Source organism: Flexivirga caeni (assembly GCF_003724155.1).
Lineage (GTDB): Bacteria > Actinomycetota > Actinomycetes > Actinomycetales > Dermatophilaceae > Flexivirga > Flexivirga caeni.
Genome location: NZ_RJJQ01000002.1, coordinates 1 through 19,748, shown reverse-complemented (window position 1 = coordinate 19,748; position 19,748 = coordinate 1). Strand labels below are relative to the sequence as shown.

The window sequence follows — 19,748 nt, the reverse complement described above, 5'->3', positions numbered from 1 at the left end:
CTGTTGCAGGCTGTTCGATCAGCATCACTCGTAACAATTTGAGGACGAAGGGGCTCTCTAACCCACTTCGCGTGGACAGGTGTTCCGGCGCCCGCTAGGCATGCTTGGTGAGGTTCGTGCTGGGGAGTTTGCGGGGGCAGTGGGCGCGGGCGCTCGTGCTGGGTGCGGCGGTGCTGATCGCGGTGACCTCGTTCGTGGTGCTGACCGGCAGTGTTCGCGCGAGCCAGTTGGTCACGACGGGGACGGTCCGGGCGAATTTCCGCTCGTCATACGACATCCTGGTGCGGCCACCGAAGAGCACGACCGCCGAGGAACGAACCGCCGGAGAGGTGCGGCCCAACTACTTGTCCGGGATCTATGGCGGGATCACGATGGCCCAGTACGCGTCGATCAAGAAGCTGCCTGGGGTGCAGGTCGCGGCACCTGTCGCGATGCTCGGGCAGGTCTTCGAGCGAGTATCCGTGCCGGCGGACGTGACCCGGTTCCTGCCGAAGGACGGTCGGGGGGCGGTCCGTTACACAGTCACCCAGGTCAGCCAGCGGGGCCTGTCGCGCATCCCCGGACAGCAGGGTTTCGTGTATGTCACGTCGAACTCGTTGTCGCTGCCGCCACCCGAGGGCAGCGGCGCGTTCGGCCCGTATGAGCAGTCCGGGTCCGGGAAAGGGACACTGGTGTGCCCGAGCCCGGGCTTCGGGTCCACCCCGGCGGGGTCGCCATTCATGGTGGCGAATCAGTGGCAGACCTTCTGCTGGTCACGCGATGGCGGCTGGAACGGCAAGGAGTGGTCTGATGCGGGGCAGGGCCGGTATGCGGTCCTGCTGAATTGGTCGTTCCCGGTCACGATCGCCGCGATCGACCCGGCCGCTGAGGCCGCACTTGACGGGGTGAACAAGACGGTTACTGAGGGGCGGTACTTGACGGCCGCGGACCGGCCGCAATCGAAGGGCACCGGTGACGGGTCGGTGTCGGTGCCGGTGCTCGTATCGGACACGCAATTGGTTGATGAGACCGCTCAGGTGTCGATCAGTTCGCTGCCGGGGAGTGTCGCGACCCGGATCGGGCAGGGCGCTTCGGAGACGACGGGCCGCCGACTGGTGCTGTCCGCGCCGTCACATCATCTGGCGACGTTCACGGTCGGCACGGCGGGTGCGTATGAGCAGTTCATCGGGAGTATGGATGACCGTCTGTTGTTCAGCCTGGTGCAGGCCGGCCCGACGACATACACCACCGACGCCCGGGGTGTGTTGCACGCGGTGCCGCACAGCAACCCGGCATCGACCTGGGTGACCCCGTTGACCAGCGGGTATGGCGATGTGCCGCCGGACGCGTCGGGGACCGGGTTCCGGACCATCACCTCCTACCCGGCCTCGAACACCATCGGAGGCGTCCGACTGAGCGATGTGGGCACGTTCGACCCGACCAAGATCCGCGGCTTCTCGCAGTTGTCGAAGGTGCCGATGGAGACCTACCAGACGCCCGCGCTGACCGCAGCCAACGCCCGCACCCGGAAACTGTTGGGCGGGCGGGACTTGCTGCCGAACCTGAACCCGGCCGGGTACCAGCAGGCACCGCCGATGCTGCTGACCACCCTGGCCGCGATACCCACGTTCACGTCCCCGAGCAACTTCTTGGGAATCGGCACCACCAACGCACCGATCAGCGTGATCCGGATCCGCGTCCAGGGCGTGACCGGGACCGATCAGGCCAGCCGGGACCGGGTGCAGCAACTCGCGCTGCGCATCCGTAAGACCACAGGTTTGGACGTCGACATCACCATGGGTGCCTCGCCGGCGCCGCGCACGGTGGACCTGCCCGCCGGCGCGCATGGTGTCCCGGCCTTGCAGGTGCGCGAGGACTGGGTGAAGAAGGGCGCCGCGTATGCGATCGTGTCGGCGATCGACCGCAAGAGCGCGATCTTGTTCGCGCTCATCCTCATCGCGTGCGCACTGACCGTCGGCAACGCCGCCGTGGCATCCGTGCGATCCCGGCGCACCGAGCTCGGGGTGCTTGCCTGCTTGGGCTGGCGGCCCGGGACGATCCGCCGCTCGGTGATCGTCGAGCTGACCGTGATCGGGCTGACCGCCGGGATCCTCGGGGCACTCCTGGCGATCCCGGTCGGGAACGCCCTGGGCACCGCGGTCACCCCCGCCCGAGCAGTTCTCGCGGTCCCGGCCGGGCTGGTCCTGACCGTGGTCGCCGGGGTCGTGCCCGGTGTGCGGGCCAGTAGGGCCGCACCATTGGACGCGGTCTACCCGGCCGTGGTCAGCCCCCGCCGCCCGATCCGGTTACGCGGGGTCACCAGCACCGCCCTGGCCATGTTGTACCGGGCCCGCCTGCGGGCCGTCACCGGCGCATTGACGCTGTCGATCGGGGTCGCCGCGCTGACCACGCTGCTGGCAATCCAGTTCGCGTTCCACGGTGACGTCGTGGGCACCCTGATGGGCAACGCGATCTCGGTGCAGGTGCATGGCAGCGACATCGCCGCTGCCGTGATCATCGCGCTGCTCGGACTGATCAGCGTCGCGGACCTGCTCTACCTGGACGCCACCGAGAACGCCCCGCACTACGCCACCTTGCAAGCCACCGGGTGGCGTGACGCGACCCTGCTGCGGCTGGTCATCACCCAGGCCGCGGTGATCGGGGCCCTCGGTGCCCTCATCGGCGCCAGCGTCGGATACGCCCTGGCAGCGTCACTATCCGCGTTCGATGCGACGGTCGTCATCACCGGCATCGTCATCGGCCTGGCCGCGGTGCTGGCAACTCTGGCCGCGGCCGTCATCCCTGCTGCGCACACCGCCCGGTTGAACACCGCACGCGTGCTGAGCGCCGAATAACGACACGGGCACCACGGAAGGCGGTCATGGTTACTGATCCCAGCACGGCGTTCATCCACCTGGACGACGTCACGAAGAGTTACCGGCTCGGCGAGAGCACCATCCAGGCAGCCGACCACCTCACCCTGTCCATCGACGAGGGCAGCGCCACCGCGATCGTGGGACGCTCCGGTTCCGGGAAATCGACGCTGCTGCACCTGATCGGCGGGATCGACCGGCCCGACAGTGGCACCATCACCGTCGATGGCCAGAACCTGGGGGCGCTCACCCGCAACAAGCTGGCCGACTATCGCTCCAGCATCGGGTTCGTGTTCCAGCAATTCCACCTGCTGCCAGCCCTATCCGCGCTGGACAACGTGCTCGTGCCCCTGGTCGCCCGCCGGGTCGACTTCGACCGGCACGACGCGGCCCGTCAACTGCTGGAAGCGGTCGGCCTGCACGGCCGCGAACACGCCATGCCCTCCCAACTGTCCGGTGGGCAACAACAACGCGTCGCGATCGCCCGGGCCATGATCCACCGGCCCACCCTGCTGATCGCGGACGAACCCACCGGAAACCTCGACACCACCACCGCTACCGGAGTCCTCGACCTCCTGTTCCAACTGCAACAAGACCACGGCACGACGCTGGTCATCGCCACCCACGACACCACCGTCGCCGCGCAAGCCGACGATGTCATACACATCGACTCCGGACACATCGACGAACAGAAAAATGCAGACGCGAGAACGCCATGAACATGCAGAATTTGCGTGCGGCTAGGGTGGTCACACGCAGATGACGAACGTTGGTTTCGCGTTCGGTGGGCGCGCTCACTTCGTTCGTATGGCGCTTCGCAGTGCTGGTAGCGCTGCGAGTAGCGCGAGTCCGCGGATGATGCCGGCGACGGCATACGGGGTGCGGTTGCCTATCCCGTGCGCCACGAATCCGCCAACCAGGGCGCCGAGTGGCATCAGGCCCCAGCCGAGCATGCGGTAGACGCTGTTGACCCGGCCGAACAGCTGGTTCGGGACGCGTTGTTGTCGCAGGGTGACGGTCGCGATGCTCCACAGGGTGGTGGTGAATGCGCTGACCGCCAGCGACAGTGCAAGGACGACGGCATCGGACGAGGCAGAGATCGCTACGAACGCCAACGCGTTGATCGTCAACGACACGACCACTGCACGGAACTCGCCGAGCCGGGTGACGATGCGGGCGTTGGTGAGTCCGCCCAGAATGCCGCCGATCGCGGCCACTGCCAACACAATCCCGTAGCCACGCGGGCTCAGGTGCAGCACCCGCGTGGCCAACAGCACCAGCGTCACCTGCCCCATCTGGAAGCAGAACGTGTTGACGCTCAGCAGGATCGCGAGCGTGCGCAACAGGCGGTCACGCAGCAGGAACGACAGACCTTTCTTTATCGCACCGGTCATCGGCTGATGCGTCACGGACGTGGTCCGCCGCGAGACGGTCAGGCCCGCCAGCATCGCCGCAGACACCGCGAAGGATGCGGCGTTCATCCAGAACGCGAAGACCGCCGACAGCGCGAACAAGAAGCTGCCGATCGGCGGCCCGACGAACGTCTGCCCCACCCGAGCGGTGGTCGACTGATATCCGTTTGCCTTGTGCAGCAACGACTTCGGAACGATCTCGGGCAGCACCGCCTGGGAAGCGTTGCCGAAGACCACCTCCGCGACGCCCAGCACGAACGCGACCGCCGCCAGCGCCGCAATGTCGAAACGATGCAGGCCGATGAGGATCGCGGCGACCGAGACGATCACCACCTGGAAGACCTGCGACGTCCACATGAGTCTGGTGCGGTCACGCCGGTCGACAATCGCCCCGACCGGCAGCGACACCAGCAGCCATGGCAGGAAACTGGCCGCCGACACCACGGCGATCAGTCGCGAATCCCTGGTCAGGCTGACCGCGAGCAACGGCACGGCAACCGCGAACGCACCATCTCCGACCGTGTCGACAGTCGAGGCCCACCACAACCGCCAGAACTTCCCAGGGAGCTTGAGCCGGCTGTCCTCGGCGGTCGTAGTCACGGGACGCCTCTAGCCATCACAACGATCCAGTATGGCGAACAAATGTACGTCATACAAGTGTTTCAATCGGTGCGTTCCATTGGTTAGCCGGAGTTGGCGGTCGCAGGTTCCTCGGCGGTGGTATGGGAGCCGGTGAGGGTTCGGCTCAGGACCAGTCCGAGCGCGAGGAGGCAGAGTGTCGCGATGATCGCGAACAGTGCCACGCGTGCGCCGAGCCATGACCCGAGGGCGCCCCCTATGAGTGCGCCGAGCGGGATGGTGGCCGACATGAGCAGGTCCGAGGTGGCCGAGACCCGGCCCAGGATCGCCGGTGAGCTGGCGAGTTGACGCAGCGTCATGAAGGCGACCGTCGAGATCGTGAGCCCGAAGGTGAGCACGAAGAGTCCGACTGCGAACAGGCTCGCTGCCGGCCCGCGACCGGCGCACGCCATCAGTAGTCCGAGCGGCGCGGTCACGCAGAGCGCCCCGGCCGCCGCAGCGTTGAATCCGAACCGTTCGGTGACGCTGCCCGCGATGAAGGCGCCGACGAGGCCGCCGCTGGAGCCTACCGCGAGAATGACGCCGATGGAGCCGGCGGAGAGGTGAACGTCCCGCACCAGGAAGTAAACCTCGACCGCTCCCGCGGCGGTGAGCAGGAAGTTGATTGCTGCCAGTGACAGGCTCACTGCGCGCAGGAGCCGGGCACGTAGCAGGTAGGTAACGCCATCGGTGATCGCGGGCCACAGGGACGTGTCGCCGCTGGTCCGGGCCGGTGGTGGCTCCTCGATGTCGATGCGGGAGATGCACAGGCACGCGACCAGGAAGCTGGCTGCGTCCGCGGTGACTGCCCGCGCGGCACCGGCGAGTTGCACGAGGGCGCCACCGAGCGCGGGTCCGCAGATGCTGGCGACCGAGCGGCTGCTGCGCAGCTTGGCGTTGGCCCGTGCCAGGTCTTCCCGCGGCACGACGAGGCGCAGGTACGGGCTGTAGGCGGTGCGGAAGAACACCCCGAACAGCCCGCACAATCCGGCCGCGAGGATCAGTACCGGCATCGTCGGCCGGCCCCACTGCGCGACCGCGGGGACGATTGCCATCGAGACAGCCTGGCCGGCGCCGGCCCAGATCATGGTGGCGCGCCGGTGGTGCCGGTCGACCCAGACGCCGACCAGGAGGCCGATCAGCAAGGCCGGGAGCCACTCGGCCGCGGTGATGACCCCGACACCGAACGGTGCGGCGTGCAGTTGCTTGACCGCGACGAGCGGGATCGCGACCGTCGACACCGCGCTTCCTACACCGTTGATGGTCTGGCCGGTCCACAGCAGGTTGAACGACCGGTTCCGCCACAGCGAGGCCACGTCAGGCTCCCGAAGTTCTCCGAGGTGATTTCGGTTTGCCGACGTCGGCGGGGTGGCGTGCGTCGTGCCAGGCGTCGAGGAGTTGGTCGCTGTCCTGGGCCGGTGAGGACCAGCTGGTGATCGGCAGGTTACGCAGTCCCAATCGTTGGGCGATCACCGATGCCGGTATGCCGCCAGCGGTCAGTTCCGCCAGGTGGGCTCGTCGCAGATCGCCCAGGTGCGAGACGACTGCGGCTTCGCGGACGTAGCGGTCCCATCGTTTTGCCATCGCCTGGTAACTCACTGGCTTTTCGGGGTTTTCGCCGGCGAAGAGCGCACCGCTTGTTCGGCCGATTGCTTCGCGCCAGTTGAGCAGGCGCAAGTGGACGTCGAGGTCGTCGACATACACCCTGCGTCGAATGCCGCCCCAGCCCGGTACGTCGAGGTGTCGCGCGGACCTGTCGATGTCCTCCACGCGCAGGTTGAGTGCCTCGGAGGGCCGCAGACCCAGGCGCCGGATCAGCCCGAAGAAGAGGTGGTCGCGGTCCGCTTGCCTGGGAATGCACCGCAGCGCCGCGTCTCCGTCACAGTCCGCGTGCGGGTCGGTCGTCGTGCTGCCGCCGGCCGGTGGGCTGGGGTGCGTCGGTGTGTCGCGGCGCGGCGATGCGCCGTCGAGGAGGCGGAGCAGCCCTGGCCTACCCGGAGTCCGCGCGTCGTACCACCGCAGGAAGCTGCGCAAGGCGGCGGTATGACGAGCCCTCGTCGCCGGCGCAAACTCCGTCAACGAGGCCAGGTGACGGGTCACCCTCTCCGCCGTCAACTCTCGGCCGCCCAGCGACTGCCCGAGCTTGCGCAGGTCTGTCCGGTAGCCGCGCACGGTGGCCGGCCGACGCCCGCGGTCGATGAGGTCCGCCACGTACTGATCGAGCAGCCGGTCGAAGTCCATGGTTGTGACAATAGCCATTGTCACAACCAGCTGTCAGGGAACCAGCGTCAGCGCCCCGATCGAAGGGCGGATCGTCGACTACAAGCCGCCGGGTTGCTCAGCTGGCTTCTCGGTAAATGCCCTCGACCCAGATGAAGTCGATGAGGGTGCGTTCGGTGTATGAGCGGGTGGGTGGCGGTAACCCGGGTGGTGGGGGTGGGTGACTGGTCGCGGTCAGCCCACCTGTGGAGGTGGTGGTTTGTCCGGCATCGCCGGTGACCGAATAGTCGGGGTGTTCTTTGACGTAGTTGCAGCGTTCGCAGAGTCCTTGGCCGTCGCGTTCGGTGGTTTCCCCGCCTGACGCGTGGGGGCGGATGTGGTCGATGTGCCGGATCGTGCCGTTGCAGAACGGTGTGCGGCAGGTCTGATCCCGCAATCGGATGAGGTGGGCGAGGAGCCCGGGGTAGGTGCGTGCCCGGGAATCCATGCCGATCAGGTCGCCGGTGCCGGGGTGGGTGAACAGGCGCCGCACCTGCACCCGGGTGTTCTCGTCGCTGCCGGTGGCGAGTTGGCGGGCGAGGTCGGCGGGGATGGGTCCGTATCCGGCCAGGTGGGCTGGGGTGTCTCCGGTCAGGGTGTCGACGGGCATCAGCAGGTTCACCTGCACGTTGACACCGTCGGCGGGTGTGCGGCCGGTGACGCGTTCGGTCAGGGTGTCGGCCATCACCTGCCCCGGCGACCTGGTGTCGCCCGAGTCGGCGCGGGCGGCGCCGGCTGCGGTGGTGAGGGCGGCGTAGCAGGCGACCCCGTCCTTGACCGGCAGCAAAGCGGTCAGCTGGGTCATGCAGTCGGGTGCGGGCCGTAGCGTGACCCGGCGTTGCGTTTCAGCCCGTGCCCGGCGAGCCACGATCGCGGCGGGGTCGACCCGGTAGGCGTGTTCCCGGGCGGTGGCTTCCAGGCGGCGGTGACTGACCTGCCCGAGTTGGTCGGCGACCCCGGCGTCCACCGTGCCCCGGTCCTTTTTCGTGAGGCATGCGGTTTCCCGGCACAGGGTGGTGGCGTCCCCTTCACTGATCACCCCGGTGGTGAGCGCGGCCAGGGTGTGCGGCATTTCCTCCACGACGGCGTGCGCGAGACCCAGCAGCCGGGACCCCAAGTGGGGTGAGCAGCGGCGGGCGAGTGCGACGTGTGACCCGACCAGCCGCGCGGTGTCGGCCGGGTCGATCCCGCGCGGAACATCCCGGTCACGCTGCCGCTCATGTACGGCGACGGTGATCCGGGCTTGCCGGGCGCTGATCGCGTTCTTCAGTTCCTCCAACGCCCGTAGCTCGGCCAGCAGGTCGGTGTCAGCATCCGCACTGATGGGTGCGGTCAGCTGCTCGCGGAACGCGGACACCACAGCAACACCGAAGACGGCCACGCCGTCTCCCGCACTGGTTTTCGTGGTGTCGTCCATGTGTTCGAGTATACCCGAATGTTGTTCGGATGCAACAGTTTTCGTGACACTGTGTTGTCCACATCCCCCGGGACCCGGCCGGTTTGTGCACAGGTCCCGGAGAGGGGGGCGGCATGGTGCGCTTCCTCGCCGAGCGGGGTACTTCACCGCCGACCGGGGTACTTACGCACGCGGATTCTCGCGCTGGTTCTACCCCGCTCGGTGCGGAACTACCCCGCTCGGCGCGGACTCGTCAGGGGACGGCGTCGCCACCGAGGCCTGTACCCGTCAGTAAGTGCCCACTCGGGCTCCTCGACGCCGTGCAGGAGCCACGCGCGCCGATCCCGGGCCGCCGCCGTCGACACAAGCCGATCACGCCGGCCACCGCTCGACCAAGCCGGCTTACACTTCTTCGTGCGTGTCCGGGTCGCCGCCGAAAGGGCGTCCGCCGGGCCGGCCGAGGGCGGTGATCGCTTCGACCGCGCCCGCCGCGACGCTCACAACGCGACGCTTGATTACCAGCCCGGGCTCGATAAAGATCTAGACGTAACGCCCCGGCGACCATTCGAGCTGCACGGCTCGGACTCCCGGGGCAACTGTCTTTCTGCGGGGTTTTGTGGGCGCAGCGGCAACTTCCGAGGTCGCTGAACGCGCACCTCAGCCAGTCCCGGAATGTGTTGGCGTTGCGGGGAATCTGCGGGCGGGACGAACTACTGGTTGTAGTTGATCGTCGAGGAGAACTTCTGCGGCTGCGTCACCGAGCCCTGTTGCGCGATCAGCCCGAAGATCGCCACGGTCGCGAGGACGGCACCGACGACTGCCCCACCCACGTTGTAGAGGACCTTCTTGTTGGACTCGCCCATCGCGTCCCTCTCGGATTGCTGCTGTCTGCCGGTGCGGCGCTGCGTGAACTCCTATGTTACCCGCGAGTCAGCGCAAATGTGCGGATGTCTCTCAGGCTATCGAGCACCAGCCGCGCCGCAACCCCCAGCAGCGCGAGCGCGGCGAGCAGCCAGCCGGTGTAACGGTCGCCCGGTCCGGGGGCCGGTCCACGCACGTCACCGCCTAGATCGTAGAGACGCAACCCCGGCTCGGCGGCGATCCGGCGCACCGAACTCAGATCGGGCTCCCCTGCGCCGACCGGCTGGTCGGTCTCCACCAGCACGTAGCGCACCCCCTGCTCCCGCAGGGTCGGCAGTATGTCGCGACCCGAGTGCACCGCCGCGGTGATCCGGGCCGCCTGCGGACTCTCCCCGGGGACCACCTGGCCGCCCACGAGTGGCAGGTCGTCGTTGACCAGCACGTTCCTGTCGACCAGCCGTTGCCAGGGGTCGAGCAGCACCACGTCGTCGTCCCAGCCGTACTGCCGGTATTGGCTCCACGGAAAGACCGCGACCGCGCCAGCGGGCAGCGCGTCGATCCGTGCCGCCATCGCGGTGTATGCCGGCGGGTAATCCACTGCCCGGAACGCTCCCCCTGCGCCCCACGCGAATCCGGTGAGTGTCACCACCGGCCAGCTCGCGACCACCAGCGCGACGGCGACGCCGCCCTGCACGCCCGCCGAAACTCCGAAGCGACGCACGCGCTCGACCAGCCGCCCGCCCAGCACCGCGACCAGGATCAGCCACAGTCCGGCGAACTTCTGCGCGTCGCGCAGCAGCCCGCCGCCCGGGAGATCGGTGATCACGGCGGTCATCAGCTCGCGACCCACGGGCAGCGCGCTGGCCGCGGCAAGCACCAGCCCGAGCAGCCCGGCCACCACGAGTCCGCCGAGCGCGGGACCCTCCCGCCATACCCGATCGGCAACCGCGACCGCCACGCACAGCAGCACCGCCAGCAGGGCCAGGCAGGACACCACCACGGAGGAGCGTTCGGCGAACCACACGCCGGAGTTCCAGATGCCGCCGCCGGTCAGCAGCGACCCGACGACACCCCACGGCGTGTCGGCCCTGGACATGAAGGCGTCGACACCGAGCTGCGAGGTCGACTGCGACGGAGCCAGGAAGAGATAGGAAAACCACCAAGTGGCGTTCGCGAGGACGAAAACTCCTGCCGCCCACGCGAGTTCGCCACGTTCGAGCCGGTTGCCCCGGCTCGGCACGAGCAGCACCGCGAGCGTCGCGATCATCCCGAGCACGGCGCCTGTGGACCCCGTTGCGGCGCTCAACAGCAGCCACACACCCAGCCGCGCACCCGCGCGGCGCCGGCCCGCTCGCACGTCGCCGGCCGCGCGGACCAGGAACGGCACGCACGCGTAGCCGAGGAGATAACCCCAGTGGCCGATCGACAGCCGCTCGGCGACATACGGGTTCCAGCACGCGACCAGGGCGGCCGCCGCCGCACCCAGCCTGCTGCGCGACAGGGCACCCACGCCCGCCCCGGCGAGCACGAACACCGCGAGCAACAAACACTTTTCGACGATCCAGCCCGGCGCCAGGTGCGACAGCACCGCGACGACGAAGTCGTTCGGCACGGCCCGCGGCACGGAGCCGTCCACGCCGAGAGTGCGGTCGCTCAGCGCGAGACGCGGCACGAAGACCAGGTCGTAGCGCAGCAGGAACCCCTTGCCCAGAGCCGGGCCGAGGGCGAGCACCCCGCAGAGCAGTCCGACGATCGCCCCGATGCCGCGACGCCCCAGCCGGGTCATCGCGCGCCTTGCGCCTCGATGTCGGCGAAAGCCGCTCCCATCCGGGCACATTGGACCGTCAGGTCGTGCTCCGCGAGCATCCGGGCGCGATTCGCGGCACCGACGCGCACCCGCAGCTCGCGGTCGGCCAGGTAGGTGACCAACGCCTCGGCCAGCGCCTCGACATCGTCGTCGACGAGCGCGTTCGGCGGGTGCACCGCCTCGTCGTTCGTGCCGCACCGGGTGGTGACCACCGGTATGCCGCAGGCCTGCGCCTCGATGTAGGCCAGCCCGAACTGCTCGGTCCATTTCCAGGTGGGCCGCGGGGCGGTGCAGAAGACCGCGGCGTTCGCCAGCAGCGCGGCGACCCCGTGCGCGTCCAGCTGACCGGCCAGGCGCACCCCACCGCGCCGATCGGCCGCCGCACGTTCGACCAGGCCGCGCAACGGCCCGTTGCCTGCGACCACCAGCTGCGCTTCCGGGATCTGCCGGCGGACCAGCCGCATCGCCTCCAGCACCCGGTCGATGCCCTTGTTCGGCGCGAGGGGCGAGCAGAAGACGACCACCGGGTCCTCGGTGGGAGTGTCGGCCGGGGTGAAGACCGACGTGTCCACTCCGGGCTTCACCACCCGAATCCGGTGATCGGGAAAACCGTTGTTGATCAAGTGTTCTCGCGCCGCGTCCACGATGCACAGGAAGAGGTCGGCGTCGCGCGCCGAGTCGAGCGCCTGCTTGTAGGGCGGGATCCGGTAGAGCGGCTGGCGCGGCAGGTTCTCCCAGGTGAGCACCGCCTGCCGCACCCGGCTGCCCCGGCGCCACCGGCTCGCCTGGCCGGTCACCAGGGAGCACAGCTCCAGCGTGGTCACCCAGTCGTATGCCGCGGGCTGCTGCTCGGCCAGGCCGTCGACCCAGGCGAGCGCGCCGGCCTCGACGAAGCGCTTGACCGGCCGCCGGTAGGTGCTGGGAATCCAGGTGAGCTCACCCACCGGCTCCTGCGCGGCGAGCGCGGTGACGTCGGTGTCCGGCATCCGGCTCATCCAGTAGAGCTCACGCCGTGGTCGCTGGTCGGGCAGCGAGACCCACAGCATGCGCCGGGTCACGACGCCGCCTGGTCCCGGCGGCCGCGGCGCGCGCCGGCCGTGTAGCCGACGACCTCGAGGCTGCGCAGCACGACCATGCCACCGGCGTGCAGCGGGTCTCGCGCGAGCAGGCGCCAGTTGACGGCATACGAACGCAGGACGGCCTTGCCCTGGGCGCCGACGGCGCCGTCGTGCTGCCCGGCGAAGGCCGGGATGCTGCGGCCGTAGTAGTAGCGCTTGAGCACGACGTCCTTGACGGTCAGCCGGCCCTCGTCGTGGTCGACGATGACCGGCGCCAGCTTGATGCCGCGGCCTTCGGCGCGCATCCGCAACCGCAGGTCGGCGTCCTCGGGTCCGGACATGTCCAGGCGGAAGCCGCCGTCGCCGAGCAGGTAGTCGCGGCGCACCAGCCGCGGATTGTGCAGCCACGGCTGGTTGAGGTAACACTCCCGCTCCAAGGCGCGGCAGGCGGTCCAGAAGCCATCGCCGATGGTGCGCTCCGGCAGCGCGACGCCGGTCGCGCCCGTGGCGAGTGCGGTGCCGACCGCCTGCTCGATGCTCGTGGGCGGCAGCACCATGTCGCTGTCCAGCCAGAGCACCCACTCGCCGTGCGCCTCGGCGATGCCGAGGTTGCGCTGGGCGGATCGCTCCGGACCGCCGGTAAGCGCGAGATCGGCGAGTTCGGTTGCCACGTCGAGTGTTTCGTCGGTGCTGGAGTTGTCGACGACGACAAGCTCGACGTGCGGATAGGTCTGGTCGCGCACCGATCGCAGGCACGCACGGATGGTGCGTGCGTTGTTGCGGGTCGGCACGACCACCGACACGAGCGGTTGATCAGTCATTGCCGGACATCCTCTCCTCTCCGCGGCGTTCGCGCAGCACCCCGACGAGACCGACGACCAGCCCGGCCCCGGCGAGCCAGTGCGGCCACAGGCTCTGCGCGACGCCGTCGGCGCTCAGCGTGCCGCGTGCGTCGCCCAGGACGAGCAGGTAGACGCCCATCGACACCAGCAGCAGCACCGCGCCCGCGACCTGCAGCCACCAGGCCGGCATCGCCCGCCGCAGGCGCAGCGCCACCACGACGAGGACGCCCGCGGCCAGGCCGCCCCAGCCGACGAAGAAGCCGGCCACAACGACCAGCGCGAGCTCCAGCGCCGGACGCGTCCGGAGCAGCTGCCCGGCCCGGTGAGCGGCCCGGCGCCATACGGCATCGGACCGGGGCTGTGCGCGGCCCCAGGTGTCGCGCAGCCCGAACGCGCTCTGCGCGGCCGTCTCGGGGCCAGCGCCGTTGTCGGGGTCGGGATCGGCGTCGTCGGGCGAGTCACTGGCGTCGTCATACCCGGCCGGACCGTCACCGTCGGCACCGTCGTCCTCACCAGGACGGCGCCTGCTGACGAACGCGAAGACCACCAGCCCGACGGCGAGCAGCAGCACCACGATGCTCACCGCGAGCGCGATGTCGGCGCGCAGCTGCGGCGCGTAGCGGATCTGGACGGTGTAGGTGCCCGCCTTCGGCAGCAGCCAGCCGGTCGCGTAGCCGTCGAGCAGCTGTGCCGCACCGAGGTCCCTGCCGTTGGCGGTCGCGTGCCACCCGGGCGCGATGCTCTGGCCGAGGATCACCGCTGTCGGGCCGGTCGTGGTGACGTGCAGTGTCTTGTGCGTGGCGCCGTTGTCCGTGATGCGCGTGGCCGGCTGCGCGACCTGCGCCGGAGTCGCCCGCAGAGTGTCCAGCAGGTGCAGGTCGTCGAGGATGAATCCCGGGACCGGCTCGATGCGGTGGGTGCCGGCGCCGAGGTGCAGCGTGCCGCACAACGCCCAGGTGCTCCCCTGCGCCGCCGTGCCAGCCAGCTGCTTGGTGGCCGGCCGCATCCGCACCGGATGCCCGTCGACCGTCGCCACCTCCGTGCACCGCGGGTCGCCCACGCCCGCGTCCTGGATCGGACCAAGCCGCAGGCGGCGCATCTGCAGCCCCGAGTCGATCTCGGTGAAGCGCGGCGGCACGCCGGCCTCGGTGCCGTCGATCGAGTCGATGGTCATCCGGATCTGCTTGCCGCGCACCGGTTTTCCGTCGACGGACGGTATGGCGACCTTGGTCGTGCCGACGGCCTTCAGGGTCGCGGACGCGACCGTGCGGCCGTCCACCGTGAAGGTCACCCGCCGCGCGTAGCTGTCCCGCGGGTCGTGTGCGTTGCCGTCGCCCGGCTGCTGGGTGACCGACACCGACCGGATGGTGCGTTCGGGACCGTCCAGCTGCCACCACGCGCCCACCATCTTCCCGCCGGGCTCCCACGCGGTCGACGGGTCGCCATCGGCCGCGAGGGATGCGCGGGTGCTCGACAGCCGGAAGTAGAAGTCCGAGGAGCTGGCACGCACCCGCGGGGAGAATCCGGCGACCTTGTCCAGGATCGGCTCGAACGAGCCGGCCACCCGCACGGCTGCGGTGGCGTCGAAGGTGCGCTCGTCGGGCAGGCTGATCACTCGGCGGAGCTGGGTCTGCGGGTCGTCATACAGGTTCGGGGTGCCCTGTTCCCGGGTAAGCAGCACGTCCAGCGGTGTCGCGTCGAACGCCGCACGCTCCGGCGCGGACAGGCGGTCGTAGAGATCGTCGAAGGTCAGCGGGGTCCGGGCCCACCGGGTGGCCGGCGGCCCGGGCAGCTGGATGTCGGATATGCCGACCAGGTTGTAGCCGGTGCCGCGCGTCGAGTCGATGGTCACCGTGACCCGCCGCGCGGTCGTGTCGCCCATCGGGAAGTCGGCGTAGCCGGTCGTCGGCAGGCTGCGCGTCACCGCCTTCCCGCCGGCCCGCACGGTGACCTTGGCGATCGTGACGGCGCCGACCTGCGCCTGCGCGATGCGGATGGTGCCGAGGCGCTCCGCGGACGGCTCGGTGATGGTCAGCACGTTGCCCGGGGCGCGGCCGAAGTCACCGAACAGCCAGGAGGTGTTCGGGTCGCCGTCGACGGCGTTCTCCGGCACGGCACAGGGCAGGTCGAAGAAGGCACCACCCTCCGACGTCGCGGTCACCCGGGCGCCGGTGCGCTCCAGGACGGTCTGGTCGGCCGGGTTCGTCCCGAGCGTCCGGGTGATGCCGAGCGGCTGATTCGCCGCGAGCAACGGCCCCTGGTTGTTGGCCAGGCGGTTGGTGATCGCGTCGCGCCGGGCGTTGGTGTCGGTCAGCACGAGCGTGTGACCACCGCCCAGGTCACCGGCGAGCTGACCGGTCGTCAGGTCCTGTGCGTAGCGGAAGCTCGGCTGCTGCCGCAGCAGACCGGCGCTGACCAGCTCGGGCACCGCGAACCCGTCGCCGGCGATGACGAGCGAGTTCTTCGTGGACTCCACGCGGACGCTGGACGTCGGGTCCGTCACGGCATACCGCTGCAGGGGTGGGAGTGCGCGCTCGTCCGCAGGACTGTCGCTCGTCGCGACATACTCACCCGGAGCGCCGTAGTTGGCGACGCCGAAGAGTCCCTTGTCCGCGGCGGCGATCGCCGACACGACGTCCGGCCGCACCCCGCCGGTGTCCTCCCAGTCGGTGTCGTGGCGCATCAGCACCGTGTCGGCGCCCAGGTAGCGGGCATAGGTGGAGATGGTGCCGTCCGGCACCACGCCGTTCTCCAGCGTCGAGTCGAGCGAGGCCAGGAAATTGCCTCCCGGCGCCGACGCGTTCGGGCTGGTCTCCGGGATGATCACCTGCCGGTTGAACAGCGAATTGGCAACGTCATCAGGGCGATCCACGGTCCAGCGGTATGCCGGGCGGGTCTGACCGGGCAGGAAGAGCACCGCCGAGTCGGGGTTGCCCCGGTCGATCGCGGCCGCCGCCTGCCTCCAGTAGCCGGGAATGTCCATCGGCGAGGTGTAGAGCCGATTGGTCACGGCCGGCAGGATCCACGCCAGCACCAACAGCGACGCGGCGATGGCGGCGATCGGTGCGAGACCATCCCGGCGCATGATCCGCGGCCCCACCTTGACCACCGCCACGCCGAGCGCGAGCGCGAAACCGAGCGCGAGCAGCGCACCCACCTTGTTGGTGGTGCGGAAGGCCGCCATACCCGGCAGGCCGACGAACCACTCGAAGGCGATGCCGAACGGTGACGCCGGGTGCCCCGCGGCCGGGAAGATCCCCACCATGACCACGGCGGCGATGGCGACCGTCCCGGCCACCATGACCCGGACCGGTCCCCGTAGCCACCGCATCGCCAGCAGCGCCAGCGCCGGCCACAGCATGGTCAGCACCATCACCAGCGGGCTGGTCAGGTAGACCGCGTCCTGCGGGACCCAGGCGCCGTGATTGTCCTGGCCGTAGAGCGACCACAGGCCCATCCCGCGCAACACCTCGGGGAAGGACGACACCTTCGCGATGCCGGTCAGCGTCTCCGACTCGTCGACGATCTGGTTGCCGGTCGACAGCGCACCGAAGGCCGGCACCAGCCAGTAGACCGAGACACCGACCACGAAGACCGCGCACCGGCCGACCGTGGCCAGCACCACCGGCCAGCCGAGCCGCCATACCCGCAGCGCCACGAAGAGCACCGGAAGCAGCGCGAGCAGCTGGAAGATCGGCACGACCGCGACGTTCATGCCGCTCATCGCGAAGAACTCCAGACCGAACACCGCAGGCCAGCGCATGGCGTGGGCGAATCGGCGGAGCCGCCCGGCTCGCGGCGCGGACTCCGCGCTGCGGAGCGCATTGACGAACGCCAGCAGCGACCAGGGCAGCAGCGACATCGGCAGCGCGATCGCGAGCGTGCTGCCCGCCTGGATCGTGTAGGGGTTGGCCAGCACCAGGACGCCGGCCGCGAGGCCGGCCCAGCGTGTGCTGCGCCGGTCGTCACCGCCGGGCCGGTCACCGAGCAGCCGGCGGGTCAGCCGGGAGGTGCCCCACGCGGTTGCCAGCCACAGGGCGAAGTGAAAGACCTTGAACGTCCACTCCGGCGACAGCCCGATGCCGCGCAGCGCGCCGGTCACCAGCAGCACCGGCACCAGGCCGACGTTGAAATTCGGGGAGCCGAGGTACGGCGTGTCGGTCCACGCCGACAGGTACTGCCGGATCATCCGGCCCGGCGCCAGATAGACCTCGGGCTTGATATCGGTGAAGAAGTGGCCTAGTCCGTTGAGCCCGACGATCAACGCCAGCAGGACGGTCAACCCGAGAACGGTCAGCCGATAGCCGGTCATCAATCGGCGCACGTCAGTCGGCTCCCAGGGTTCGAGTTCGGCGTCGTCGCCGTCGGCGCGGCGGTGTTCCGCGATTGCGACGCCCAAATATAACTCGCGAGTAACCTTGGTGGTCGTGTCAGTCCGCAGCGCTTTGCGCACACCCTCGTCCGGGGCCGCACTGGGTGCGTTGCTCGGCGTGTCGATGGGTATGGCGAACGCGCTCGGCTACGTCGTCGTGATGCTGCTCTCGCGACCGCTCGGCCCTGGCGAATTCGGCGGCTACACAGCACTTTCCACGTATGGCGTGCTGCTCTCCATACCGGCAGGTGTCTTCCAGGTGGTGGTGGCGCGGCGACTGTCCGGGGACGATCCGGCGGAGCCGACCAGCGCGCTGCGCCCGGCGCTGTTCGTGGGCTGCGGCTGCTTCGTGGTCACCGCCGCGATCTCGCCCGCACTCGCACAGTGGTTCGAGCTGCCGTCGTTCTGGGCGGCGGTGCTGCTGGGCGGGATGCTCGTGCCGATGATGGTCACCGGCTGCCTGCAGGGCATCCTGCTCGGCCGTGGCCGGCTGCGCGCGCTGTCGGCTCTCTATGTGGTCAACGCAGGCACCCGGGTCGTTGCCGCAGCGTGCTGCGCGGTCATCGGGGCGGACGTGACCGGAGTCTTCGCGGCGATGCTGCTCGCGGGCATCGCGACCGCGGCCGTCGGGGCATGGCTGTGCCGGGCCGAGCTGCGGGCACTGCCGCGCACCGCCCGGCTGGCACGTGAGCTGGTGCGCTCCAACAGCACGCTCGCGGCATACATCGCCCTGATCAACGTCGACATGCTGCTCAGCCGGCACTTCCTCAGCGCTCACGACTCCGGCGGCTACGCGCTCGCCTCGACATTCGGCCGGGCTATGTGCTGGGGCACCCAGTTCGTTGCGCTGATCATCGTGCCGCGCATGCAGGGGACGCGGCCGACCCGCACCCTGCTGCAGGCGAGCGCGGTGGTGACGGCGATCGGAGTCGTCGGGTTCGGCGTCGTGTCGATCTCGCCGCAAGGCTGGATCGAGGCCGCCGGCGGGGCCGACTACCGGCAGTTCGGGGACCTGGCGCTGCTGTGTGTCGTGCTCGGGACCGCCTGGGCGCTCGCGCAGGTGTGGCTCTTCTCCGAGATGGGCAGCAACACCGGCTGGCTGAGTAGGCTGACCTGGCTGGTGATCGCGGGCGAGGTGGTCGCGATCTCGGTCCACTGGCACGCCTCCCCCGCGCAACTGGTCTGGGTCTGTATGGCGGGCGCGCTGATCGTCGCAGCAGCGGGCTTCGTGCAAGTCGTGGTCCGGCACCAGGCGACGGCGTTGCCCGACGAGTCAGTGATCGTCGTTGCCGACGCTCCGCGCGCGTGACACGGTCAGCCGGACCAGGCCCTGCTTGACCGGCTCCGGCAGCCGCGTCCCGAACCGCCAGGCCGCCTGGTTGACCTTGTCCTGTAGCGACGTCTGATAACGCCGCAACAGCTCGTCGACCGGGCTGAGCCGGCGGGACCGGGTGCCGGCGCGGCGGAACACCAGCGCGTGCATGCCGTTGGCCCAGCGCGGATCATCGGACTCCGTGACGTCCCAGGTCCGCACCACCTGCCACCCCGGGTGCCGACGCAGGAAGAGCCGGTGCGCGCGCTGCACGACCTTCCAGCTCGCGTCGTCCACGAGCACCAGCGCCTCGTCGGCCAGCAGCGGTTCCACCACGGCGAGCGCGAGATAGTGGGCGAGCAGGGTGTGATCGCCGTCGTAGAAGTAGACGCCGACCGGCCGGTCGATCGCCCCCGGCCGGGCCATCAGGGTGAAGGCGTCGCCTTCGAGCAGCCGGATGTCGGCGGCACCCGCGAACCGCTCCAGGTTGCCGGTCAGCTCGGCCCGCGCCTCCTGGCCCGCCATACCGAACTCCAGGAAGTTCTCCATCGCGTAGAACGTCTTGCCGGCGTTGTCCTGCACGGCGGCGACCAGGGAACGGCCCTTGAAGGTGCCGACCTCGAGGTATGCCTCGTCGGCGGGCAGCGCGGCCGCGGCGAGGTTGAGCACTGCGAGCTCGTTGACGCCCGTGAACCCGGAGACCTGCGAGGTCAGGTCCTGCCAGCGCGGGTCGATCGGGTCGGTCGACTGCGGATCGCCCGGGAACGCCTCGGCGATGGCGTCGAACACGCGAGATGTCTGCATGAGCGCAGAGACTAGGGCGTGTCCTGCGAATGATGTGAGTCGGTGTTACCGATGATGCTGGCGTGGTTGGACGTGGTGAGTTGACGGACGCGGCGTGGGAGCGGATCGGACCGTTGTTGCCACCCTCGGGTGGGCGTGGCGGGCAGTGGCGTGAT

13 protein-coding genes are annotated in these 19,748 nt (G+C 69.5%); 3 read left to right on the top strand and 10 right to left on the bottom strand.

Annotated features, from left to right (window positions below; all coding sequences use genetic code 11):
- Positions 1-116 precede the first annotated feature (116 nt).
- Positions 117-2,834 (top strand): ABC transporter permease, encoded by a 2,718-nt coding sequence (locus tag EFY87_RS02465; protein ID WP_148043220.1) that lies wholly within the window; start codon positions 117-119, stop codon positions 2,832-2,834.
- Positions 2,835-2,860: 26 nt separating this feature from the next.
- Positions 2,861-3,571 carry an ABC transporter ATP-binding protein gene (locus EFY87_RS02460; RefSeq protein WP_123269892.1) on the top strand — a complete coding sequence of 237 codons (711 nt, stop codon included), beginning with the start codon at positions 2,861-2,863 and terminating at the stop codon, positions 3,569-3,571.
- Between the two features lie 75 nt (positions 3,572-3,646).
- Here the strand turns inward: EFY87_RS02460 and EFY87_RS02455 are convergent, their stop codons facing one another.
- The 9 genes from EFY87_RS02455 to EFY87_RS02420 form a co-directional block, all read right to left on the bottom strand.
- Entirely contained in the window at positions 3,647-4,864 is a 1,218-nt protein-coding gene (locus tag EFY87_RS02455; protein WP_123269891.1) for an MFS transporter, read from the bottom strand.
- A gap of 83 nt (positions 4,865-4,947) precedes the next feature.
- The gene (locus EFY87_RS02450; protein WP_123269890.1) at positions 4,948-6,198 is read right to left on the bottom strand and encodes an MFS transporter; all 1,251 of its coding nucleotides are present in this window, start codon (positions 6,196-6,198) and stop codon (positions 4,948-4,950) included.
- Position 6,199: 1 nt separating this feature from the next.
- On the bottom strand, positions 6,200-7,141 hold the full coding sequence (locus EFY87_RS02445) for a tyrosine-type recombinase/integrase (RefSeq protein ID WP_123269889.1): 942 nt from the start codon (positions 7,139-7,141) through the stop codon (positions 6,200-6,202).
- A gap of 79 nt (positions 7,142-7,220) precedes the next feature.
- Positions 7,221-8,558, bottom strand: coding sequence for an HNH endonuclease (locus tag EFY87_RS02440; RefSeq protein WP_123269888.1), 1,338 nt, complete (start codon positions 8,556-8,558; stop codon positions 7,221-7,223).
- A 689-nt stretch (positions 8,559-9,247) separates the two neighbouring features.
- A complete protein-coding gene (locus EFY87_RS20195) occupies positions 9,248-9,400 on the bottom strand; it encodes a hypothetical protein (RefSeq protein WP_158607475.1) in 153 nt (50 codons plus the stop codon).
- A gap of 56 nt (positions 9,401-9,456) precedes the next feature.
- Complete coding sequence (locus EFY87_RS02435; RefSeq protein ID WP_123269887.1) at positions 9,457-11,184, bottom strand: MmpA family trehalose lipid delivery protein; 1,728 nt, start codon at positions 11,182-11,184, stop codon at positions 9,457-9,459.
- Positions 11,181-12,263 carry a glycosyltransferase family 4 protein gene (locus EFY87_RS02430; protein ID WP_245988334.1) on the bottom strand — a complete coding sequence of 361 codons (1,083 nt, stop codon included), beginning with the start codon at positions 12,261-12,263 and terminating at the stop codon, positions 11,181-11,183. Before EFY87_RS02430 ends, EFY87_RS02435 begins: the two co-directional genes overlap by 4 nt.
- Positions 12,260-13,084, bottom strand: a complete 825-nt coding sequence (locus EFY87_RS02425; protein WP_123269886.1) for a glycosyltransferase family 2 protein — start codon at positions 13,082-13,084, stop codon at positions 12,260-12,262. The genes EFY87_RS02430 and EFY87_RS02425 overlap by 4 nt, the downstream gene beginning before the upstream one ends.
- Positions 13,077-17,504, bottom strand: a complete 4,428-nt coding sequence (locus EFY87_RS02420) for an alpha-(1->3)-arabinofuranosyltransferase domain-containing protein (RefSeq protein WP_123269885.1) — start codon at positions 17,502-17,504, stop codon at positions 13,077-13,079. Before EFY87_RS02420 ends, EFY87_RS02425 begins: the two co-directional genes overlap by 8 nt.
- 28 nt (positions 17,505-17,532) lie before the next feature.
- Here EFY87_RS02420 and EFY87_RS02415 point away from each other — a divergent pair, with 28 nt between their 5' ends.
- Positions 17,533-18,786, top strand: coding sequence for a lipopolysaccharide biosynthesis protein (locus EFY87_RS02415; RefSeq protein WP_148043219.1), 1,254 nt, complete (start codon positions 17,533-17,535; stop codon positions 18,784-18,786).
- Here the strand turns inward: EFY87_RS02415 and EFY87_RS02410 are convergent.
- Positions 18,751-19,593, bottom strand: coding sequence for a class I SAM-dependent methyltransferase (locus tag EFY87_RS02410; RefSeq protein ID WP_123269883.1), 843 nt, complete (start codon positions 19,591-19,593; stop codon positions 18,751-18,753). The two genes, EFY87_RS02415 and EFY87_RS02410, sit on opposite strands and share 36 nt — an antisense overlap.
- Between the last annotated feature and the right edge of the window lie 155 nt (positions 19,594-19,748).